This window comes from Novosphingobium sp. (assembly GCF_040079535.1).
Lineage (GTDB): Bacteria > Pseudomonadota > Alphaproteobacteria > Sphingomonadales > Sphingomonadaceae > Novosphingobium.
In genome coordinates this window covers 1-13,812 of sequence record NZ_JBEBKB010000053.1, presented here as the reverse complement: position 1 = coordinate 13,812, position 13,812 = coordinate 1, and the positions used below count along the sequence as shown (strand labels likewise).

Here is a 13,812-nt window from a genome sequence, read left to right as displayed (position 1 = left end):
CCGGCGGAAGGCGCGGCAAGGATTTGACCTCCACCCCGGTCCACAAGGCGGCAGAGGCGCTGGGGATCGAAGTGCGCCATCCGGTTTCGCTGAAGGGTGCAGAGGAACAGGCGGGTTTTGCGGCGCTGGGGGCCGATGTGGCGGTAGTTGCGGCCTATGGCCTGATCCTGCCGCAAGCCGTGCTTGATGCTCCGATGCATGGCTGCCTGAACATCCACGCCAGCCTGCTGCCGCGCTGGCGCGGCGCAGCACCAATCCAGCGGGCAATTCTGGCCGGTGATCGGGACACCGGCGTAACTATCATGCAAATGGAAGCCGGGCTTGATACCGGGCCAATGCTGGCCATGGTGAAAAGTCCGGTGGACGGCAAGACGGCGGGTGAATTGACGGCTGAATTGGCCGAGATCGGGGCAGGCCTGATGATCGAGGTGCTGGCCGACTTGCCAAGCCATGCCGCGACTGTGCAGCCCGAAATTGGTGTTACCTATGCCCACAAAATCGATAAATCCGAGGCGCGGATTGATTGGCAACGCAATTCAACCCAGGTTCTTGCCCAGATCGCTGCATTCAACCCATCGCCGGGCGCGTATTTCCAAATTGGTGATGAGCGAATTCGCGTCCACTCAGCTGTTCCGCTGCTTGGTTCTCTCGGCACGGCCAGCCCGCAGCTGGCATTCGATGCGGGTGAGCCCGGACACGTTTTCGACAATCAGCTTGGCATAACATGCGGTAGTGGAGCAATTCGGCCCGAAACCGTCCAGCGCGCTGGCCGGTCGTTGATGACTGTTCAAGAATTGTTGAGGGGCTTTCCAATTCCCAAAGGATCCTTGCTCGCTTGACCCGCTTCGCCCTCACCCTGGAATTCGACGGCACCCCTTTCTTCGGGCTGCAGCGCCAAGCGACCGGGCCTAGCGTTCAGCAGGCGGTGGAAGAGGCTGTGCGGGCCACCACCGGTGAGGCTGTCACGCTGCATGCCGCCGGGCGGACCGATGCCGGAGTGCATGCGTTGGGCATGCGGGTGCATGTTGATGTGGCCAAGCATATCGACGCGTTCCGGCTGATGGAGGCGATCAATCACCATTTGCGCCCAAATCCGATCGCGGTGCTGGCCTGCGATGCGGTCGCGGATGATTGGCACGCCCGCTTTTCCTGCATCGGCCGCGAATATCTCTACCGGATCGCCAATCGCCGTTCACCGCTGACGCTCGATCTGGGCCGCGCCTGGCAGGTGCCCCAGCCACTCGATGCCGATGCCATGCACCGCGCTGCACAGGCCTTGGTCGGGCGGCACGATTTCACCACGTTTCGCTCGGTCCACTGCCAAGCCCGGAGCCCGGACAAGACTCTCGACCTGCTAAGCGTAAAGCGCGCGGGCGAGGAAGTGCAAATTCGCGCCGCCGCGCGCAGCTTTCTCCACCATCAGGTCCGCTCGATGGTCGGCTGCCTGGCGCTGGTCGGCATGGGTCGCTGGCACGAGGAACAGGTGGCCGAGGCGCTGGCTGCCCGTGATCGCGCCGCGCTTGGCCTCAATGCGCCAAGCGAGGGGCTTTATTTTGTGCGGGCGCTTTACCCAAGCGATTGAGTGACTAGGTTGCATTTCAAGACAGATTCGGGAGATTACCAATGACCTTCACCGGCAAGCAGCTCACCACCCAGCTCGACGCGGATGGAACACTGACCCTTCAGCTGAACGACAAGACCTGGGATGCGCCAAAGCCCGGCCAGGTGCTGGTCAAGGTTGAGGCAAGCCCGATCAATCCATCCGACCTCGGCTTGCTGTTTGCCAGCGCCGATACCGAAAATGCCGCCTATTCACCCGGAAAGGTCGTGGCGAAAATGCCAGACAACGCCACCCGCGCGATGAAAGCGCGGCACGGAATGGCAATGCCGGCCGGCAACGAAGCTGCCGGCATGGTAGTGGCCGCTGGCGAAGGGGCTGAAGCCTTGATGGGCAAGCGGGTCGCCTGCGTGCCCGGCTCGGCCTATGCCAGCTATGCCTATGCCGAAGCTGCGATGTGCATGCCGGTTGAGGCCAGCGCCGAACAAGCCGCCAGCTCGTTCGTCAATCCGATGACCGCGCTGGGATTTACTGAAACGATGAAGCTGGAAGGCTTTACCGGGATCGTCCATGCTGCCGCGGCTTCTAATCTGGGCCAGATGCTGGTCAAGATCTGCCTGGAAGATGGCATCCCGCTGGTCAACATCGTGCGCAGCGAAGATCAGGTGAAGCTGCTGAAAGACCTTGGCGCGACCCACGTTCTCAATATGACCGACGCGGATTTCATGCCCAAGCTGATCGATGCGATTGCCGAAACCAAGGCGATGATCGGCTTTGATCCGATCGGCGGGGGCACCCTGGCCAGCCAGATCCTGACCGCGATGGAAGCCGCCGCCAGCCGCGGTGCCGCCTTCAGCCGCTATGGCTCAAGCGAGCCCAAAAAGGTCTATATCTATGGCGCGCTCGATTTGGGCCCCACGATCCTCAACCGCGCCTTTGGGCTGACCTGGGATCTGGCCGGTTGGCTGCTCACCCCGTTCATGATGAAAGCTGGTATGGAAATTGTCGGCCGGATGCGCGCCCGCGTCGGCAAAGATCTCACCACCACCTTCGCCAGCCACTATGCCAGGCGCGGCAGCCTTGAAGACATGCTGACCAAGGACGCGGTCGCGATGTACAATGCCCGGCGGACGGGTGAGAAGTATCTGGCTGTGCCGTGAGGCAGGCAAGCTATCGCAGGTTCAAGGGGTAGCGAGAAATGTCGTCCTTCACGATCGGGTATTTTCTAGGGCAGGTCTTGGGCAATGGCTTCGTCCTGTTCGTGTTCTACGCCATCCTCGAAACCTTGATCTTCAAACGCATTTTCGATGATCCGGTCAAAGGCAAGCTGACTGCTGCTGCGGCGGCTTCTGCGGTAATGCTGTTCATTGCACTGGCGGCAACAGTTCGGCCGGGGTTTGAAGCCATGCGGATAGTCAGCGTACTAATGGCTTCCCTGCTCGTTTCCATCTATGCGTGGCGAAGAGGCCTGAAAGTGCGGGCGCGCCAGGCAGATGTAGGCCAGACTTTCGAATAGGGCGGCTTAGCGCTGCTTTTCCGCCAGTTTCCGGAACCAACCCAGTACCTCATCAACGCTGCGGCTGTCTGCATTGCGCCAGCTTTCTGCGTCTTTCTTTGAATTGATCCGCTTGCCTTTGGGTGAGATCACGAACAGCGCAGGTGTGCCTTTCATTTTCTTCAATCCGAAGCGTCTAACCAGATCAAGATTACGCCCCTGCCCAGCCTGCGGAATTCCGACATCGATGAAGGTCACCGAAAACCGTGCACCGAACTCGTTCGTAAAGGCATCCGACGTCAGAACCTTGGCCAGGCCCTGGCTATCATGGCACCAATCGCCGCCAAACACGATCACCGCCAGCTTGCCCGTGGTCTTGGCATCGGCCAGCGCGGCATCCAGCAGCGCCTTGTCGTCTGCCGTTTCGATATAGAATTTACGCGGCGCGGGCTTTTGGGCGGCTGGTGGATCGGCGGCTGGCACCGGATCGACTGCGCCCAGCAGCGACAGTGCTGCCAATAGCGCAGCCGCGATCCGCAGCCGCCGCATCAGCCCTTCGCCACCACGCTCTCAGGCAGTTCCGTTCCGAATACGCGCTGATAGTATTCGGCGACCAGCATCCGCTCAGTCTCATCACACTTGTTGAGGAACGAGAGCCGGAAGGCAAAGCCCGGATCCTTGAAAATCGCAGTGTTCTGCGCCCAGGTGATCACGGTGCGCGGGCTCATCACAGTGGAAATATCGCCGCCCACAAAGCCTTGGCGCGTCAGGTCCGCCACCTTGACCATGTTGCCGACCATATCGGGCGCGGCATCGGTGACTTTCTTGAGCACGATTTCGCTTTCGACCGCAGCAGGCAGATAGTTCAGCGCGACGACGATATTCCAGCGATCCATCTGCGCCTGGTTGATCGCCTGGGTGCCATGATAAAGGCCTGAGGTATCGCCAAGACCAACCGTGTTGGCGGTGGCGAACAGGCGGAACCATTTGCTTGGGCGGATCACCCTGTTCTGATCGAGCAGGGTCAGCTTGCCTTCGGTTTCCAGCACGCGCTGGATCACGAACATCACATCGGGTCGGCCGGCATCGTATTCGTCAAACACCAGTGCAACCGGATGCTGCAACGCCCAAGGCAACAGCCCTTCGCGGAATTCGGTAACCTGCAAGCCATCGCGCAGCACGATTGCATCGCGGCCGATCAGATCAATCCGGCTGATATGCGCATCAAGGTTGATCCGCACCGTCGGCCAATTGAGCCGTGCAGCAACCTGTTCGATATGCGTCGATTTGCCGGTACCGTGATAGCCCTGCACAATAACGCGCCGGTTAAAGGCAAAGCCTGCCAGGATCGCCAGCGTGGTATCACCATCGAAGACATAGGCGTCATCGACATCGGGGGTGCGTTCATCGGGCCGACTGAAGGCAGGAACCTTCATATCGATATCGATGCCAAACACTTCACGCACATCGATTTCGATATCGGGTGCGGAAAGAACGGTGTTGCCGCTGGTATCCAGCTGGATGTTGGAATTTTCGCTCATGTCTGGCCCCGCCTATACGGGCGGGCGCGGCGGCGCAATATGGATTGCGTGGCAAATCGCGACCCAACCCGGATCCAGGCAGGATTCAGGCCAGATCCAGGCCAGATCCAGGCCGGGCTTTTGGGTTCCCCATGGCGCTTCCAACCCGCTTGACGGACATACCGACCAGTTGGTATGCATCCACCAATGATCCCGAATCAAGCCTTTCGCCCCCTGCCCGTTTCGGCCCGAGACAAGCTGCTGGAAGCCGGGGTGAAACTGGTCCGCGAGCAAGGCTACGCCGCCACATCAGTAGATCAGCTGTGCCGGGCCGCAGGTGTAACCAAGGGGGCGTTCTTCCACCACTTCGCTTCAAAGGAAGCCCTGGGGGTGGCGCTGGCAGGCTATTGGTCCAGCTCAACCGGGGCCTTTTTTGCCGCCGCGCCGTTTCACCATGCGGCCGATCCGGTTGATCGCGTGCTTGGCTATATCGACTTGCGCATAGCCTTGCTTGCCGGGCCAGCTGAAAGCTTCAGCTGCGTGGCCGGGACTATGGTGCAGGAGGCGTTCCTTTCAAGCGATGCAATCCGCGCTGCGTGCAATGACAGCATCACCGGCAATTCCCGCGCGCTGGAACAGGACGTGTCCGCCGCACTGGCGCAGAGCCACATGCAGGGACTGTCTGCCATCAGCCTGGCCCGGCATGCCCAGGCTGTCATCCAGGGCGCATTTGTGCTCGCAAAAGCAGTCGGCGGCGAAAGCGCGGCCGGGCTGGCGCGTGAACAGTTGCTACATCTTCGCCGGTACTTTGACCTGCTGCTCAGATCTGAACGCTAGAATCCAAATTGGGAGAAAACCGATGGCCCACATGATCTTCATCAATCTGCCGGTGGCTGACCTGCCCCGTTCAACACGGTTTTATGAGGCGCTGGGGTTTACCAACAACCCACAATTTTCCGACGAAACAGCCGCCTGCATGGTCTTGTCAGATACAATCCATGTGATGCTGCTGACCCATGCCAAATGGTGCGGCTTCACGGCCAGGCCCATTTGTCCCCAAGGGTCCAGCGAGGTGTCACTGGCGCTGAGCTGTGACAGCCGCGATGCGGTAAATGCGTTTGTCGATGCCGGCGCGGCCAACGGCGGCCGGGCAGACGTCAACCCGCCCGAAGACCACGGCTTCATGTTCCAGCGAACGATCTGCGATCCGGATGATCACGTGTGGGAACCATTCTGGATGGACGCTGCGGCGGCGATTGGTGGGTCTGAAATCAAGGAGGCAGCACAATGAGCTTTTTCGATTTGGCAGTCTATTCGGTCAAAACAACAAACCGGCAGCAGCTGGCAGAATTTGCCGAAGTCACCGATGCGATGTTCCTGGAATATGGCGCCCTACGCCTGATCGATGCCTGGGGAGACGATGTTCCCCACGGCAAAGTCACCGATCTTTACCGCGCCGTTGCGGCAGAGCCTGATCGCACGGTCTGCTTCGGGATCATCGAATGGCCTGACAAGGCTGTGCGCGATGCTGGTTGGGCCCGGCTGGAAACCGATCCGCGGATGCAAGGACTGCAAGGGCCAATGGATGGCAAACATATGGTTTTTGGAGGCTTTAGCGGCCTGGTTGATTTGCTTTCAGAAGGACAACGGGCATGACTACATTGCAAGGCAGCTGGATCTGGTACGAATTGATGACCTCCGATGTGGCTGGGGCAAAGGCATTTTATGAGGCGGTGGTGGATTGGTCGATGGCACCCGGCAGCCCGGAAACCGGCGACTATGGGTTTATCTCTGCGGCAGATGGCGCAATGGTCGGTGGAATACTTTCGCTGAGCGACAACATGATCGAACACGGCGCGCAGCCCTGTTGGCTGGGCTACATCGGGGTAGATGATGTCGATGCCCGCGCTGCCACTATCGAGAGCGCTGGCGGCAGCTTGTTGATGCCGGCGCGCGATGTTCCGATGGCCGGACGGATCGCGATGTTAGCCGATGCAGGCGGCGCGCCGTTCTATATCATGGCCCCCGCCCCGCCCCCCGGCGGCGCCGAAAGCACTGCGTTTCAGCCTGATATCAATTGCGGCCATTGCGGCTGGAATGAACTGCTGGCCGCCGACGCCCCGCGCGAAGTGGCGTTTTATTCCGGTCAGTTCGGCTGGTCGTTGCCCGAAGCCATGGATATGGGCCCAATGGGCAAATACCAGTTTATTGCCCACGATGGGGTGACTGTCGGCGCGATCATGCCTGTAATGCCGCAGACCCCGCATCCACTGTGGAACCATTATTTTTGGGTGGCCAGTATCACCGCGGCAAAGATCGCTATCGAGGCGGCCGGCGGGCAGGTTATAAATGGCCCGATGCAGGTTCCCGGTGATGGCTGGATCGTCCAGGGGATCGACCCGCAAGGCGCAATGTTCAGCCTGGTTGGTGGTGAATAACTGCCGCATCCCAGCGCCCGGTATCGTGCCGATCAGAAAGGATTGAAAATGAGCAAAGCGACACTCTGTTTGTGGCATGATGGCACGGCCGAGCAAGCTGCACAGTTTTATGCCGCAACCTTTCCGCAGACAACGGTTGGCGCAATCCAGCGCGCACCATCGGACAATCCATCAACTGAACAAGGCGCTGTGCTGGTTGTCGAAATGACCTTGCTGGGTATGCCTGCAATCCTGCTGAATGGGGGACCAAGATACCAACCCAGCGAAGCCTTTTCAGTCCAGATCCATACCGAGGATCAAGCAGAGACTGACCGGCTTTGGAACGCTATCGTCGCAAACGGCGGATCCGAAAGCATGTGTAACTGGTGCAAGGACAGATGGGGAAATTCATGGCAGATCACCCCGCGGGCGCTCTCGCGTTGGATGGCGGATCCCGATCCGGCTGCACGCAAGCGGGTGTTTGACGCGATGATGACCATGGGAAAAATTGATATCGCGGCTATTGAAGCGGCCCGCAAAGGAGATTCTTGAAATGTACGAACTGTCCGTAACCCGTCTGATCGATGCCGCCCCCGACAAGGTCTGGCTAGTGTTGACCGAGCGGACCAACGAATGGTGGTGCCCCAAACCTTGGCGCGCCGAAGTTGACTGGGGTTCACGCCAGCCCGGCGGCAAGACCTTCACCACGATGCATGGCCCAGCCGGCGAAAAGAACGAGCATCCCGGCTTTATCCTGGCCTGGGATGAAGGCCGGCGCATCGCCATAACCGATGCGATAGAAGGCGATTTGCAGCCATCTGGTCCGTTCATGTTGGGCATCTGGGAGATCGCAGCGGAAGGCAGCGGAACGCGCTATACCGGCCGGGCTCGGCACTGGACGAGTGAAAGCATGGCTCACCACAAGGAGATGGGCTTTGATGAAGGCTGGGGCGTGATGGCCGATCAATTCAAGGCCCTGTGCGAGGAAGGCTGAAACCGTGCGCGCCGCTTGTGTGAAAGCGTGGCTGCTGTGCGGCACGCTTGATATTCTTTATGCCGCAGCAACTTCGCTGATGCTTGGCCGCAGTCCGCTGGCGATGCTGAGAGCGGTCGCTTCGGGGCCGTTTGGCGATGGTGCGCGCGATTGGGGATTGGCCGGAAGTGCGCTTGGCCTGACCACCCATTTCGGCATCATGGCGGCAATGGTTGCGGCCGGATTCTGGCTGGCGCGCAAAACGCCGCTTGGTGAAATCGCACCGTGGAAAGCTGGCACATTGTATGGGCTTGTCTTATACGGTGTCATGGCCGGAATTGTCCTGCAAATGCGCTTTGGCAGCGAATTTCCAAGCCCTGACAAGCTAAAGCTGGCCAACGAATTGTTCCCTCATGTGGTTCTGGTCGGCATCCCGATTTTCATGTTTGCACGGCGGGCAATGAATACGTCCCCACCAGCCTAGCCCTGCCGGGTCGCTGCGCCTAATTTGCAGGCCATGACCCAGGCCGCCCCCGTTCCAAAAATCGCGCTGCTGACAGCAGGCGGGATTGCCCCATGCCTTTCAGCAGCAGTCGGATACCTGATTTCGGACTATTCAAGAATTGAGCCCGAAGCCGAAATTATCGGTTATCGCAATGGCTACATGGGCCTGCTGCAAGGGCAATCGGTGGCGATAACACAGCAGGTCCGCAAAGACGCACTGACCCTGATCGAACACGGCGGATCACCGTTTGGCAACAGCCGGGTCAAGCTGACCAATCTGGCCGACTGCGTAAAGCGCGGCCTTGTTCAAGAAGGTCAAAACCCGCTTCATGTTGCCGCCGAACAACTGGTGCGCGATTCTGTGACAATCCTTCACACCATCGGCGGCGATGATACCAACACCACCGCAGCGGATCTTGCCGCTTACCTTGAAGATAACGGCTATCACCTGACCGTGGTTGGCCTGCCCAAGACAATCGACAACGATGTGGTTCCAATCCGCCAAACGCTTGGCGCAGTCTCTGCTGCTGAACAGGGCGCGGTGTTCTGGGAAAACGCGGTCAACGAACAGAGCGCCAATCCCCGGATACTCCTGATCCACGAGGTTATGGGCCGTGATTGCGGATGGCTATGCGCTGCAACCGCAGCCGAATACCGCAAGCGGCTGAAGAACCAGAAATTTCTGGTTGATGCCGATTTCTCGATGGCCTTGCTCGATATCGATGCAATCTATGTACCCGAAATGTCGATCGACCTCGATGCCGAAGCGGAGCGGTTGGGCGCGGTGATGGGCAGCAAAGACTGTGTTTCAATCTTTCTGTCTGAAGGCGCTGGTGCCGGAGAAATCATGGCCGAAATGGAAAGCCGCGGGCAGGAAGTTGAGCGCGATGCTTTTGGCCACGTTCGGATCGATACCATCAACCCTGGCCAATGGTTTGCCGATCAGTTTGCCAAGCGGCTTGGTGCAGAAAAGGTGCTGGTCCAGAAAAGCGGCTACTTCGCCCGCTCAGCACGCGCCAATGCAGAGGATCTGGCCCTGATCGAGGAGATGGCGGCCGAAGCGGTCCGAAGCGGGCTGGCCGGCGTTTCAGGCGTGATCGGCCACGATGAAGGCCGCGCCGGAATGCCGCTGCGCGCAATCGAATTTCCGCGCATCCGTGGCGGCAAGCGTTTTGATACCTCGCAAGGCTGGTTTCTGGCGATGCTGCAGGAAATCGGCCAGCTCGGCTAGCAGAACACTGCTGCTTTGCGCAGCAACTGGTACGCCTCAACCACTGCTTGCAGCCGTTTCTCGCTCGATCGATCGCCGCCGTTTCGATCAGGGTGGAGCGCGTGGACCAGTTCCGCATAGCGCCCGCGCAGGGCGCGGCGATCGGCATCGATATCGAGACCGAGCACGTTCAAGGCTTTGCGTTCTTCCGGGCTGAATACCTTGCCATCGGCGCGCTGCGCCGGGCGTTGGGCGCGCGCGCGGCCACTGATCGCTTCGAGCGGATCCTTGAAATCGGCCCAACGCGGCGCCGCATCAACCCCTGCGGTTGGCGAAAAAGCGCGGGTTTGCCGATCCCAGCCATGAATCGGATGCTGCGCCGCCATGATTTCCTCGGCGCTCATCCCTTCAAACCAATCATACCCGGCGTTGAACCGGCGAACATGTTCAAGGCAGAACCAGCGGTACTGGCCCGGTCCGTCAAAATCCGAACCCTTGCGGCCCGGCGCGCGGAATTCGCCGTGGTCGAGGCAGCCCGGCCATTCGCACGCGCGGCTGCGCCCGCCAACCCTTCCATGAAATCGATCCTGCTTCACCCCTTCCCCATGGCAATTCATCAGCTAGAAGGGAAGATATGACCCAAACCATTGCTGATGAAATTGAAGCGCTGCTTGGCGCCGCATTTTCCCCAACCCGGCTGGCCGTTATCAACGACAGCGCCAAACACCACGGCCATTCAGGCGATGACGGATCGGGCGAAAGCCATTTTACGATCGAGATCGAAAGCGCAGCCTTTATTGGCGTAAACCGGCTCAATCGCCAGCGCATGGTCAACGCCGCATTGGGTGACATTCCCGGACAGCGCGTCCATGCTCTGGCAATCAAAGCTGCTGCGCCAAACCAATAGGCCAGGGCAAAATAGGAGATTGAGGATGACATTTGCAGGACAGGCCGCCTGGATCACCGGCGCATCGTCTGGAATTGGCGCGGCGCTGGCTCGCGCCTTGGCCTCGCAGGGCGCACGGGTGGTTTTGTCGGGTCGCAATTCTACCGCGCTGGAAGCGATTGCCCGGGAATGCGGCAATGCTTTGGTCCTACCGTTCGAAACCACCGATTACAGCGCGCTCCCCGGCGCGGTGGCGCAGGCCTGGGACTGGGCGTCGGAAGGCTCTGGCGGGATCGACCTGCTGGTCAACAACGCCGGAATTTCGCAGCGCAGCTTGGCTCAGGAGACAGAGTTTTCGGTCTATCAACAGATCGTTGCGGTCGATCTGCTGGCTCCGATCGCCCTGACCCAGGAACTGCTGCCACGGATGATCGCGCGCGGCAGCGGGCGGATCGCGATGATCAGCTCGATCGCGGGCAAGGTAGGCGTACCGATGCGTACCGCCTATTGCGCAGCCAAATTCGGGATTGCCGGTTATGGCGATGCCTTGCGCGCCGAAGTAGCGCATCTTGGCCTGCAAGTGCACAATATCTATCCAGGATCGGTCGCGACCGACGTTTCACGCAACGCCTTGACCGCTGATGGCAGCAAACGCGGCCAATCCGACAAGGTGATCGACAACGGTATTCCACCTGATGTCGCAGTCGCACAAATGATTGCGGAAATGCTGGCCGGAAACCGCGAAATCATCGTGGCCGAAGGCGCGGAACGGGCAATGGGCGAGGCGCGCCGCACCCCGGATGCCTTGCTCGATCAGATTGGCGCCTTCATGGCAGCCGGATACGTCCAGCGGATGAACGAAGGGGCAGAATGATGCAGCGGGTCAAGCTGGGCAATGGCATTGAACTGGATGTGATAGACCAGGGCCCGCGTGATGCTCCTGTGCTGATTTTCCTTCACGGTTTTCCGGACAGTCACCGCACCTGGCGGCATCAGATTGCGCATTTCTCGGATCGGTTTCGCTGCATCGCGCCAGATCAGCGCGGCTATCGCGGCTCATCGAAGCCACATGGTGTAGAAAACTACACACCAGACAAATTGATTGGCGATATCTTCCTGCTGGCCGCCGCGCTGGATGTAGGCAAGTTCACGATTGTTGGCCATGATTGGGGCGGCGCAATTGCCTGGGGCGTGGCGCTTATCGGCCAGGGAATGGGCCGGGTTGAGCGCGCGATCATCGCCAATGCGCCGCATCCGGTGATTTTTCCCAAACTGCTCTACACCGATCGTCAGCAGCGCGCCGCTAGCCAATATTTCCGCCTGTTCCGCGATCCCGCCAGCGATGCTCTTGTCGAACAATTCGGCCTGGGCGGGGTCCTCCTCAAGGCCTTTGGTGAAACGCCGGAAAACCCGAAGATGGAGCCTGAAGAACGCGCCGCATTGCTGGCCGATTGGGAAAACCGTGAAGCGGCAATCACCATGCTTAACTGGTACCGAGCCAGCCCGATGGAGGTGCTTGATATGGATGCGCCCTTTGCGCTGCCGGCTGATTACAAGCCGATTGCGATCCCAAAGCTGACCATCCCAACCTTGGTTGTCTGGGCAATGGACGATATCGCCCTGCCACCGGCCAATCTTGATGGAATGGACGATTTGATCAACGATCTGACCATAGCCAAAGTGCCCGGCAGCGGCCATTTTGTCCAATGGGAAGCCCCAACTGAGGTCAATGCCGCAATGGATGAGTTTCTTGGCCGCAGCGCCTGACACCCAGCGCCCGCGGGTCGGTATCGGCGCGGCGGTTGCCGCGGCCGAGCGTCAGGCGCGCCGATCGCTGCTGCGCAATCACGGCGGCGGCCATGCGCCGGTCAGCTACCTTGAACTGTTCGTCGATCTGGTCTTCGTCTTTGCGATTACCCAGCTTTCGCACTTCCTCAAGGTCCAACTCAACCTGACCGGATTGCTAGAGGCTGTGGTGCTGTTTCTGGCGATTTGGTGGGCCTGGATGTACACCACCTGGGCAACCAACTGGGCCAATCCAGAACGTATTGAAATTCGTCTGATGCTGCTTGCCATAATGCTGCTCAGCCTGGTGATGGCAGTGGCCTTGCCGCATGCCTTTGCCCAGCACGCGGGGCTGTTCGCGGGCTGCTACCTTGCCCTGCAAATTGGCCGCTCGGCCTTCATGGCAGTGGCGATGGAACGCGAGAGTCCGCGCAACGGCCGCAATATGCAACGAATTGCGATTTGGTTCACGGCATCTGGCCTGTTCTGGATAATTGGTGTGCTGCGCGGCGATCACGAGCGGCTTGGCTGGTGGGCCTTGGCGATGACGATTGAATATCTGGGCCCCGCTGCAATGTTCTGGGTCCCGCGGCTGGGCCGTTCAAAGGGCAGTGATTGGGATATTTCCGGATCCCACATGGCAGAGCGCTGCGCGCTGTTTGTGATCATTGCGCTGGGCGAAGGCATTATCATCACCGGTGCCGCGTTTGCCCAATTGGCCTTGGAAGCCACGCGGTCCTTTGCGTTTCTAATTGCCTTCCTGAGCTCTGTCTTGATGTGGTGGCTCTATTTCGATCTCGGCGCCGAACGCGGATCGCAGCACATCCGCAACCATGCCGAACCGGGCCGAGTGGCCCGCAATGCCTATACCTATCTGCACATGCCAATCGTGTTGGGGATAGTGATCGCGGCCGTTGGCGATGCTTTGCTGCTACAACAGCCCGATGGCCCGGCAACGGTCCAACTGATTGCCGTTCAAACCGGCGGTGCGATTCTGTTCTTGACCGGACTGGGGTTGTTCAAGCGCTATTCGAATACGATGGGAAATTTCCCGATGTCACATGTGATTGCAATGGTGCTGTTCGGATTTCTGGGCATGTCAGCAAGCTATGATCCGATGGCAGCCCTGCAATTTGGCGCATTGGGCGCTGCAATTTTCCTGCTGGCGGCGATATGGGAATGGGTCTCGTATCACGGCGGTTGGGTAGAGCGAGCCGAACGACTAGGCCTGAACATGCCTGCCAGAATCAAGGCGCGTGCCGAACGCCGCCGGGCCGATGTCGAAGCCCGGCGCGGCTAGATCGTGCGCTCACTTCCACCCCAGCCGACCCATGCTCCGTGGGGATGCGCGCGGGTAACAACCACGCCCTGTTCGCCGCCCGGCCAATAACGCACCACCATCTCGTGGATGTGAAGCACCCGGTTGGCCTCCAGCGCCACCCAGGCCAGCGGGCGTTCTGGTGT

At 59.7% G+C, this 13,812-nt stretch carries 20 protein-coding genes; 16 read left to right on the top strand and 4 right to left on the bottom strand.

All coding sequences use genetic code 11. From position 1 onward, the window contains the following. The 4 genes from fmt to ABL914_RS12815 all read left to right on the top strand — a co-directional run. Positions 1-839: methionyl-tRNA formyltransferase (fmt, locus tag ABL914_RS12830; protein ID WP_391563579.1), on the top strand; the 839-nt coding region annotated here is incomplete at its 5' end. Next, positions 836-1,582 carry a tRNA pseudouridine(38-40) synthase TruA gene (gene truA, locus ABL914_RS12825; RefSeq protein ID WP_391563578.1) on the top strand — a complete coding sequence of 249 codons (747 nt, stop codon included), beginning with the start codon at positions 836-838 and terminating at the stop codon, positions 1,580-1,582. The genes fmt and truA, both read left to right, overlap by 4 nt. Positions 1,583-1,623: 41 nt before the next feature. Further along, positions 1,624-2,718, top strand: a complete 1,095-nt coding sequence (locus ABL914_RS12820) for an alcohol dehydrogenase catalytic domain-containing protein (RefSeq protein WP_391563577.1) — start codon at positions 1,624-1,626, stop codon at positions 2,716-2,718. Between the two features lie 38 nt (positions 2,719-2,756). After that, the gene (locus ABL914_RS12815) at positions 2,757-3,074 is read left to right on the top strand and encodes a hypothetical protein (RefSeq protein ID WP_391563576.1); all 318 of its coding nucleotides are present in this window, start codon (positions 2,757-2,759) and stop codon (positions 3,072-3,074) included. Between the two features lie 6 nt (positions 3,075-3,080). Here ABL914_RS12815 and ABL914_RS12810 read toward each other — a convergent pair whose 3' ends face one another. Both ABL914_RS12810 and ABL914_RS12805 read right to left on the bottom strand, forming a co-directional pair. Then, positions 3,081-3,602, bottom strand: coding sequence for a thioredoxin family protein (locus ABL914_RS12810; protein ID WP_391563575.1), 522 nt, complete (start codon positions 3,600-3,602; stop codon positions 3,081-3,083). Continuing rightward, positions 3,602-4,594, bottom strand: coding sequence for an AAA family ATPase (locus ABL914_RS12805; RefSeq protein WP_391563574.1), 993 nt, complete (start codon positions 4,592-4,594; stop codon positions 3,602-3,604). Before ABL914_RS12805 ends, ABL914_RS12810 begins: the two co-directional genes overlap by 1 nt. 186 nt (positions 4,595-4,780) lie before the next feature. Between ABL914_RS12805 and ABL914_RS12800 the strand changes: the two genes are divergently transcribed. The 8 genes from ABL914_RS12800 to ABL914_RS12765 are packed head-to-tail and all read left to right on the top strand — an operon-like array spanning position 4,781 to position 9,698. Next, complete coding sequence (locus tag ABL914_RS12800; protein ID WP_391563573.1) at positions 4,781-5,410, top strand: TetR/AcrR family transcriptional regulator; 630 nt, start codon at positions 4,781-4,783, stop codon at positions 5,408-5,410. Positions 5,411-5,432: 22 nt separating this feature from the next. Next, positions 5,433-5,864 carry a VOC family protein gene (locus ABL914_RS12795; RefSeq protein ID WP_391563572.1) on the top strand — a complete coding sequence of 144 codons (432 nt, stop codon included), beginning with the start codon at positions 5,433-5,435 and terminating at the stop codon, positions 5,862-5,864. Next, positions 5,861-6,229 (top strand): DUF1428 domain-containing protein, encoded by a 369-nt coding sequence (locus ABL914_RS12790; protein ID WP_391563571.1) that lies wholly within the window; start codon positions 5,861-5,863, stop codon positions 6,227-6,229. The genes ABL914_RS12795 and ABL914_RS12790 overlap by 4 nt, the downstream gene beginning before the upstream one ends. Continuing rightward, entirely contained in the window at positions 6,226-7,011 is a 786-nt protein-coding gene (locus ABL914_RS12785; RefSeq protein ID WP_391563570.1) for a VOC family protein, read from the top strand. The genes ABL914_RS12790 and ABL914_RS12785 overlap by 4 nt, the downstream gene beginning before the upstream one ends. Positions 7,012-7,059: 48 nt before the next feature. Continuing rightward, positions 7,060-7,542, top strand: a complete 483-nt coding sequence (locus ABL914_RS12780; RefSeq protein ID WP_391563569.1) for a VOC family protein — start codon at positions 7,060-7,062, stop codon at positions 7,540-7,542. 1 nt (position 7,543) lies between these two features. Then, complete coding sequence (locus tag ABL914_RS12775) at positions 7,544-7,984, top strand: SRPBCC domain-containing protein (protein WP_391563568.1); 441 nt, start codon at positions 7,544-7,546, stop codon at positions 7,982-7,984. A 4-nt stretch (positions 7,985-7,988) separates the two neighbouring features. Continuing rightward, complete coding sequence (locus ABL914_RS12770; protein WP_391563567.1) at positions 7,989-8,447, top strand: hypothetical protein; 459 nt, start codon at positions 7,989-7,991, stop codon at positions 8,445-8,447. A 33-nt stretch (positions 8,448-8,480) separates the two neighbouring features. After that, positions 8,481-9,698, top strand: a complete 1,218-nt coding sequence (locus ABL914_RS12765; RefSeq protein ID WP_391563566.1) for a pyrophosphate--fructose-6-phosphate 1-phosphotransferase — start codon at positions 8,481-8,483, stop codon at positions 9,696-9,698. On the opposite strand, the gene ABL914_RS12760 is transcribed toward ABL914_RS12765, so the two are convergent. Beyond that, positions 9,695-10,273 carry a J domain-containing protein gene (locus ABL914_RS12760; protein WP_391563565.1) on the bottom strand — a complete coding sequence of 193 codons (579 nt, stop codon included), beginning with the start codon at positions 10,271-10,273 and terminating at the stop codon, positions 9,695-9,697. The genes ABL914_RS12765 and ABL914_RS12760 overlap by 4 nt on opposite strands. Before the next feature lie 38 nt (positions 10,274-10,311). On the opposite strand from ABL914_RS12760, the gene ABL914_RS12755 reads away from it, so the two are divergent. From ABL914_RS12755 to ABL914_RS12740, 4 genes are read left to right on the top strand one after another with little or no spacing between them, the layout of a single operon-like run. After that, entirely contained in the window at positions 10,312-10,584 is a 273-nt protein-coding gene (locus ABL914_RS12755; RefSeq protein ID WP_391563564.1) for a BolA family protein, read from the top strand. Between the two features lie 25 nt (positions 10,585-10,609). Then, entirely contained in the window at positions 10,610-11,437 is an 828-nt protein-coding gene (locus ABL914_RS12750; protein ID WP_391563563.1) for an SDR family NAD(P)-dependent oxidoreductase, read from the top strand. After that, positions 11,434-12,330 (top strand): alpha/beta fold hydrolase, encoded by an 897-nt coding sequence (locus tag ABL914_RS12745; protein ID WP_391563562.1) that lies wholly within the window; start codon positions 11,434-11,436, stop codon positions 12,328-12,330. The genes ABL914_RS12750 and ABL914_RS12745 overlap by 4 nt, the downstream gene beginning before the upstream one ends. After that, positions 12,305-13,648 (top strand): low temperature requirement protein A, encoded by a 1,344-nt coding sequence (locus ABL914_RS12740; protein ID WP_391563561.1) that lies wholly within the window; start codon positions 12,305-12,307, stop codon positions 13,646-13,648. Before ABL914_RS12745 ends, ABL914_RS12740 begins: the two co-directional genes overlap by 26 nt. Here the strand turns inward: ABL914_RS12740 and ABL914_RS12735 are convergent. Continuing rightward, positions 13,645-13,797 (bottom strand): DUF2332 family protein, encoded by a 153-nt coding sequence (locus tag ABL914_RS12735; RefSeq protein WP_391563580.1) that lies wholly within the window; start codon positions 13,795-13,797, stop codon positions 13,645-13,647. The genes ABL914_RS12740 and ABL914_RS12735 overlap by 4 nt on opposite strands. Between the last annotated feature and the right edge of the window lie 15 nt (positions 13,798-13,812).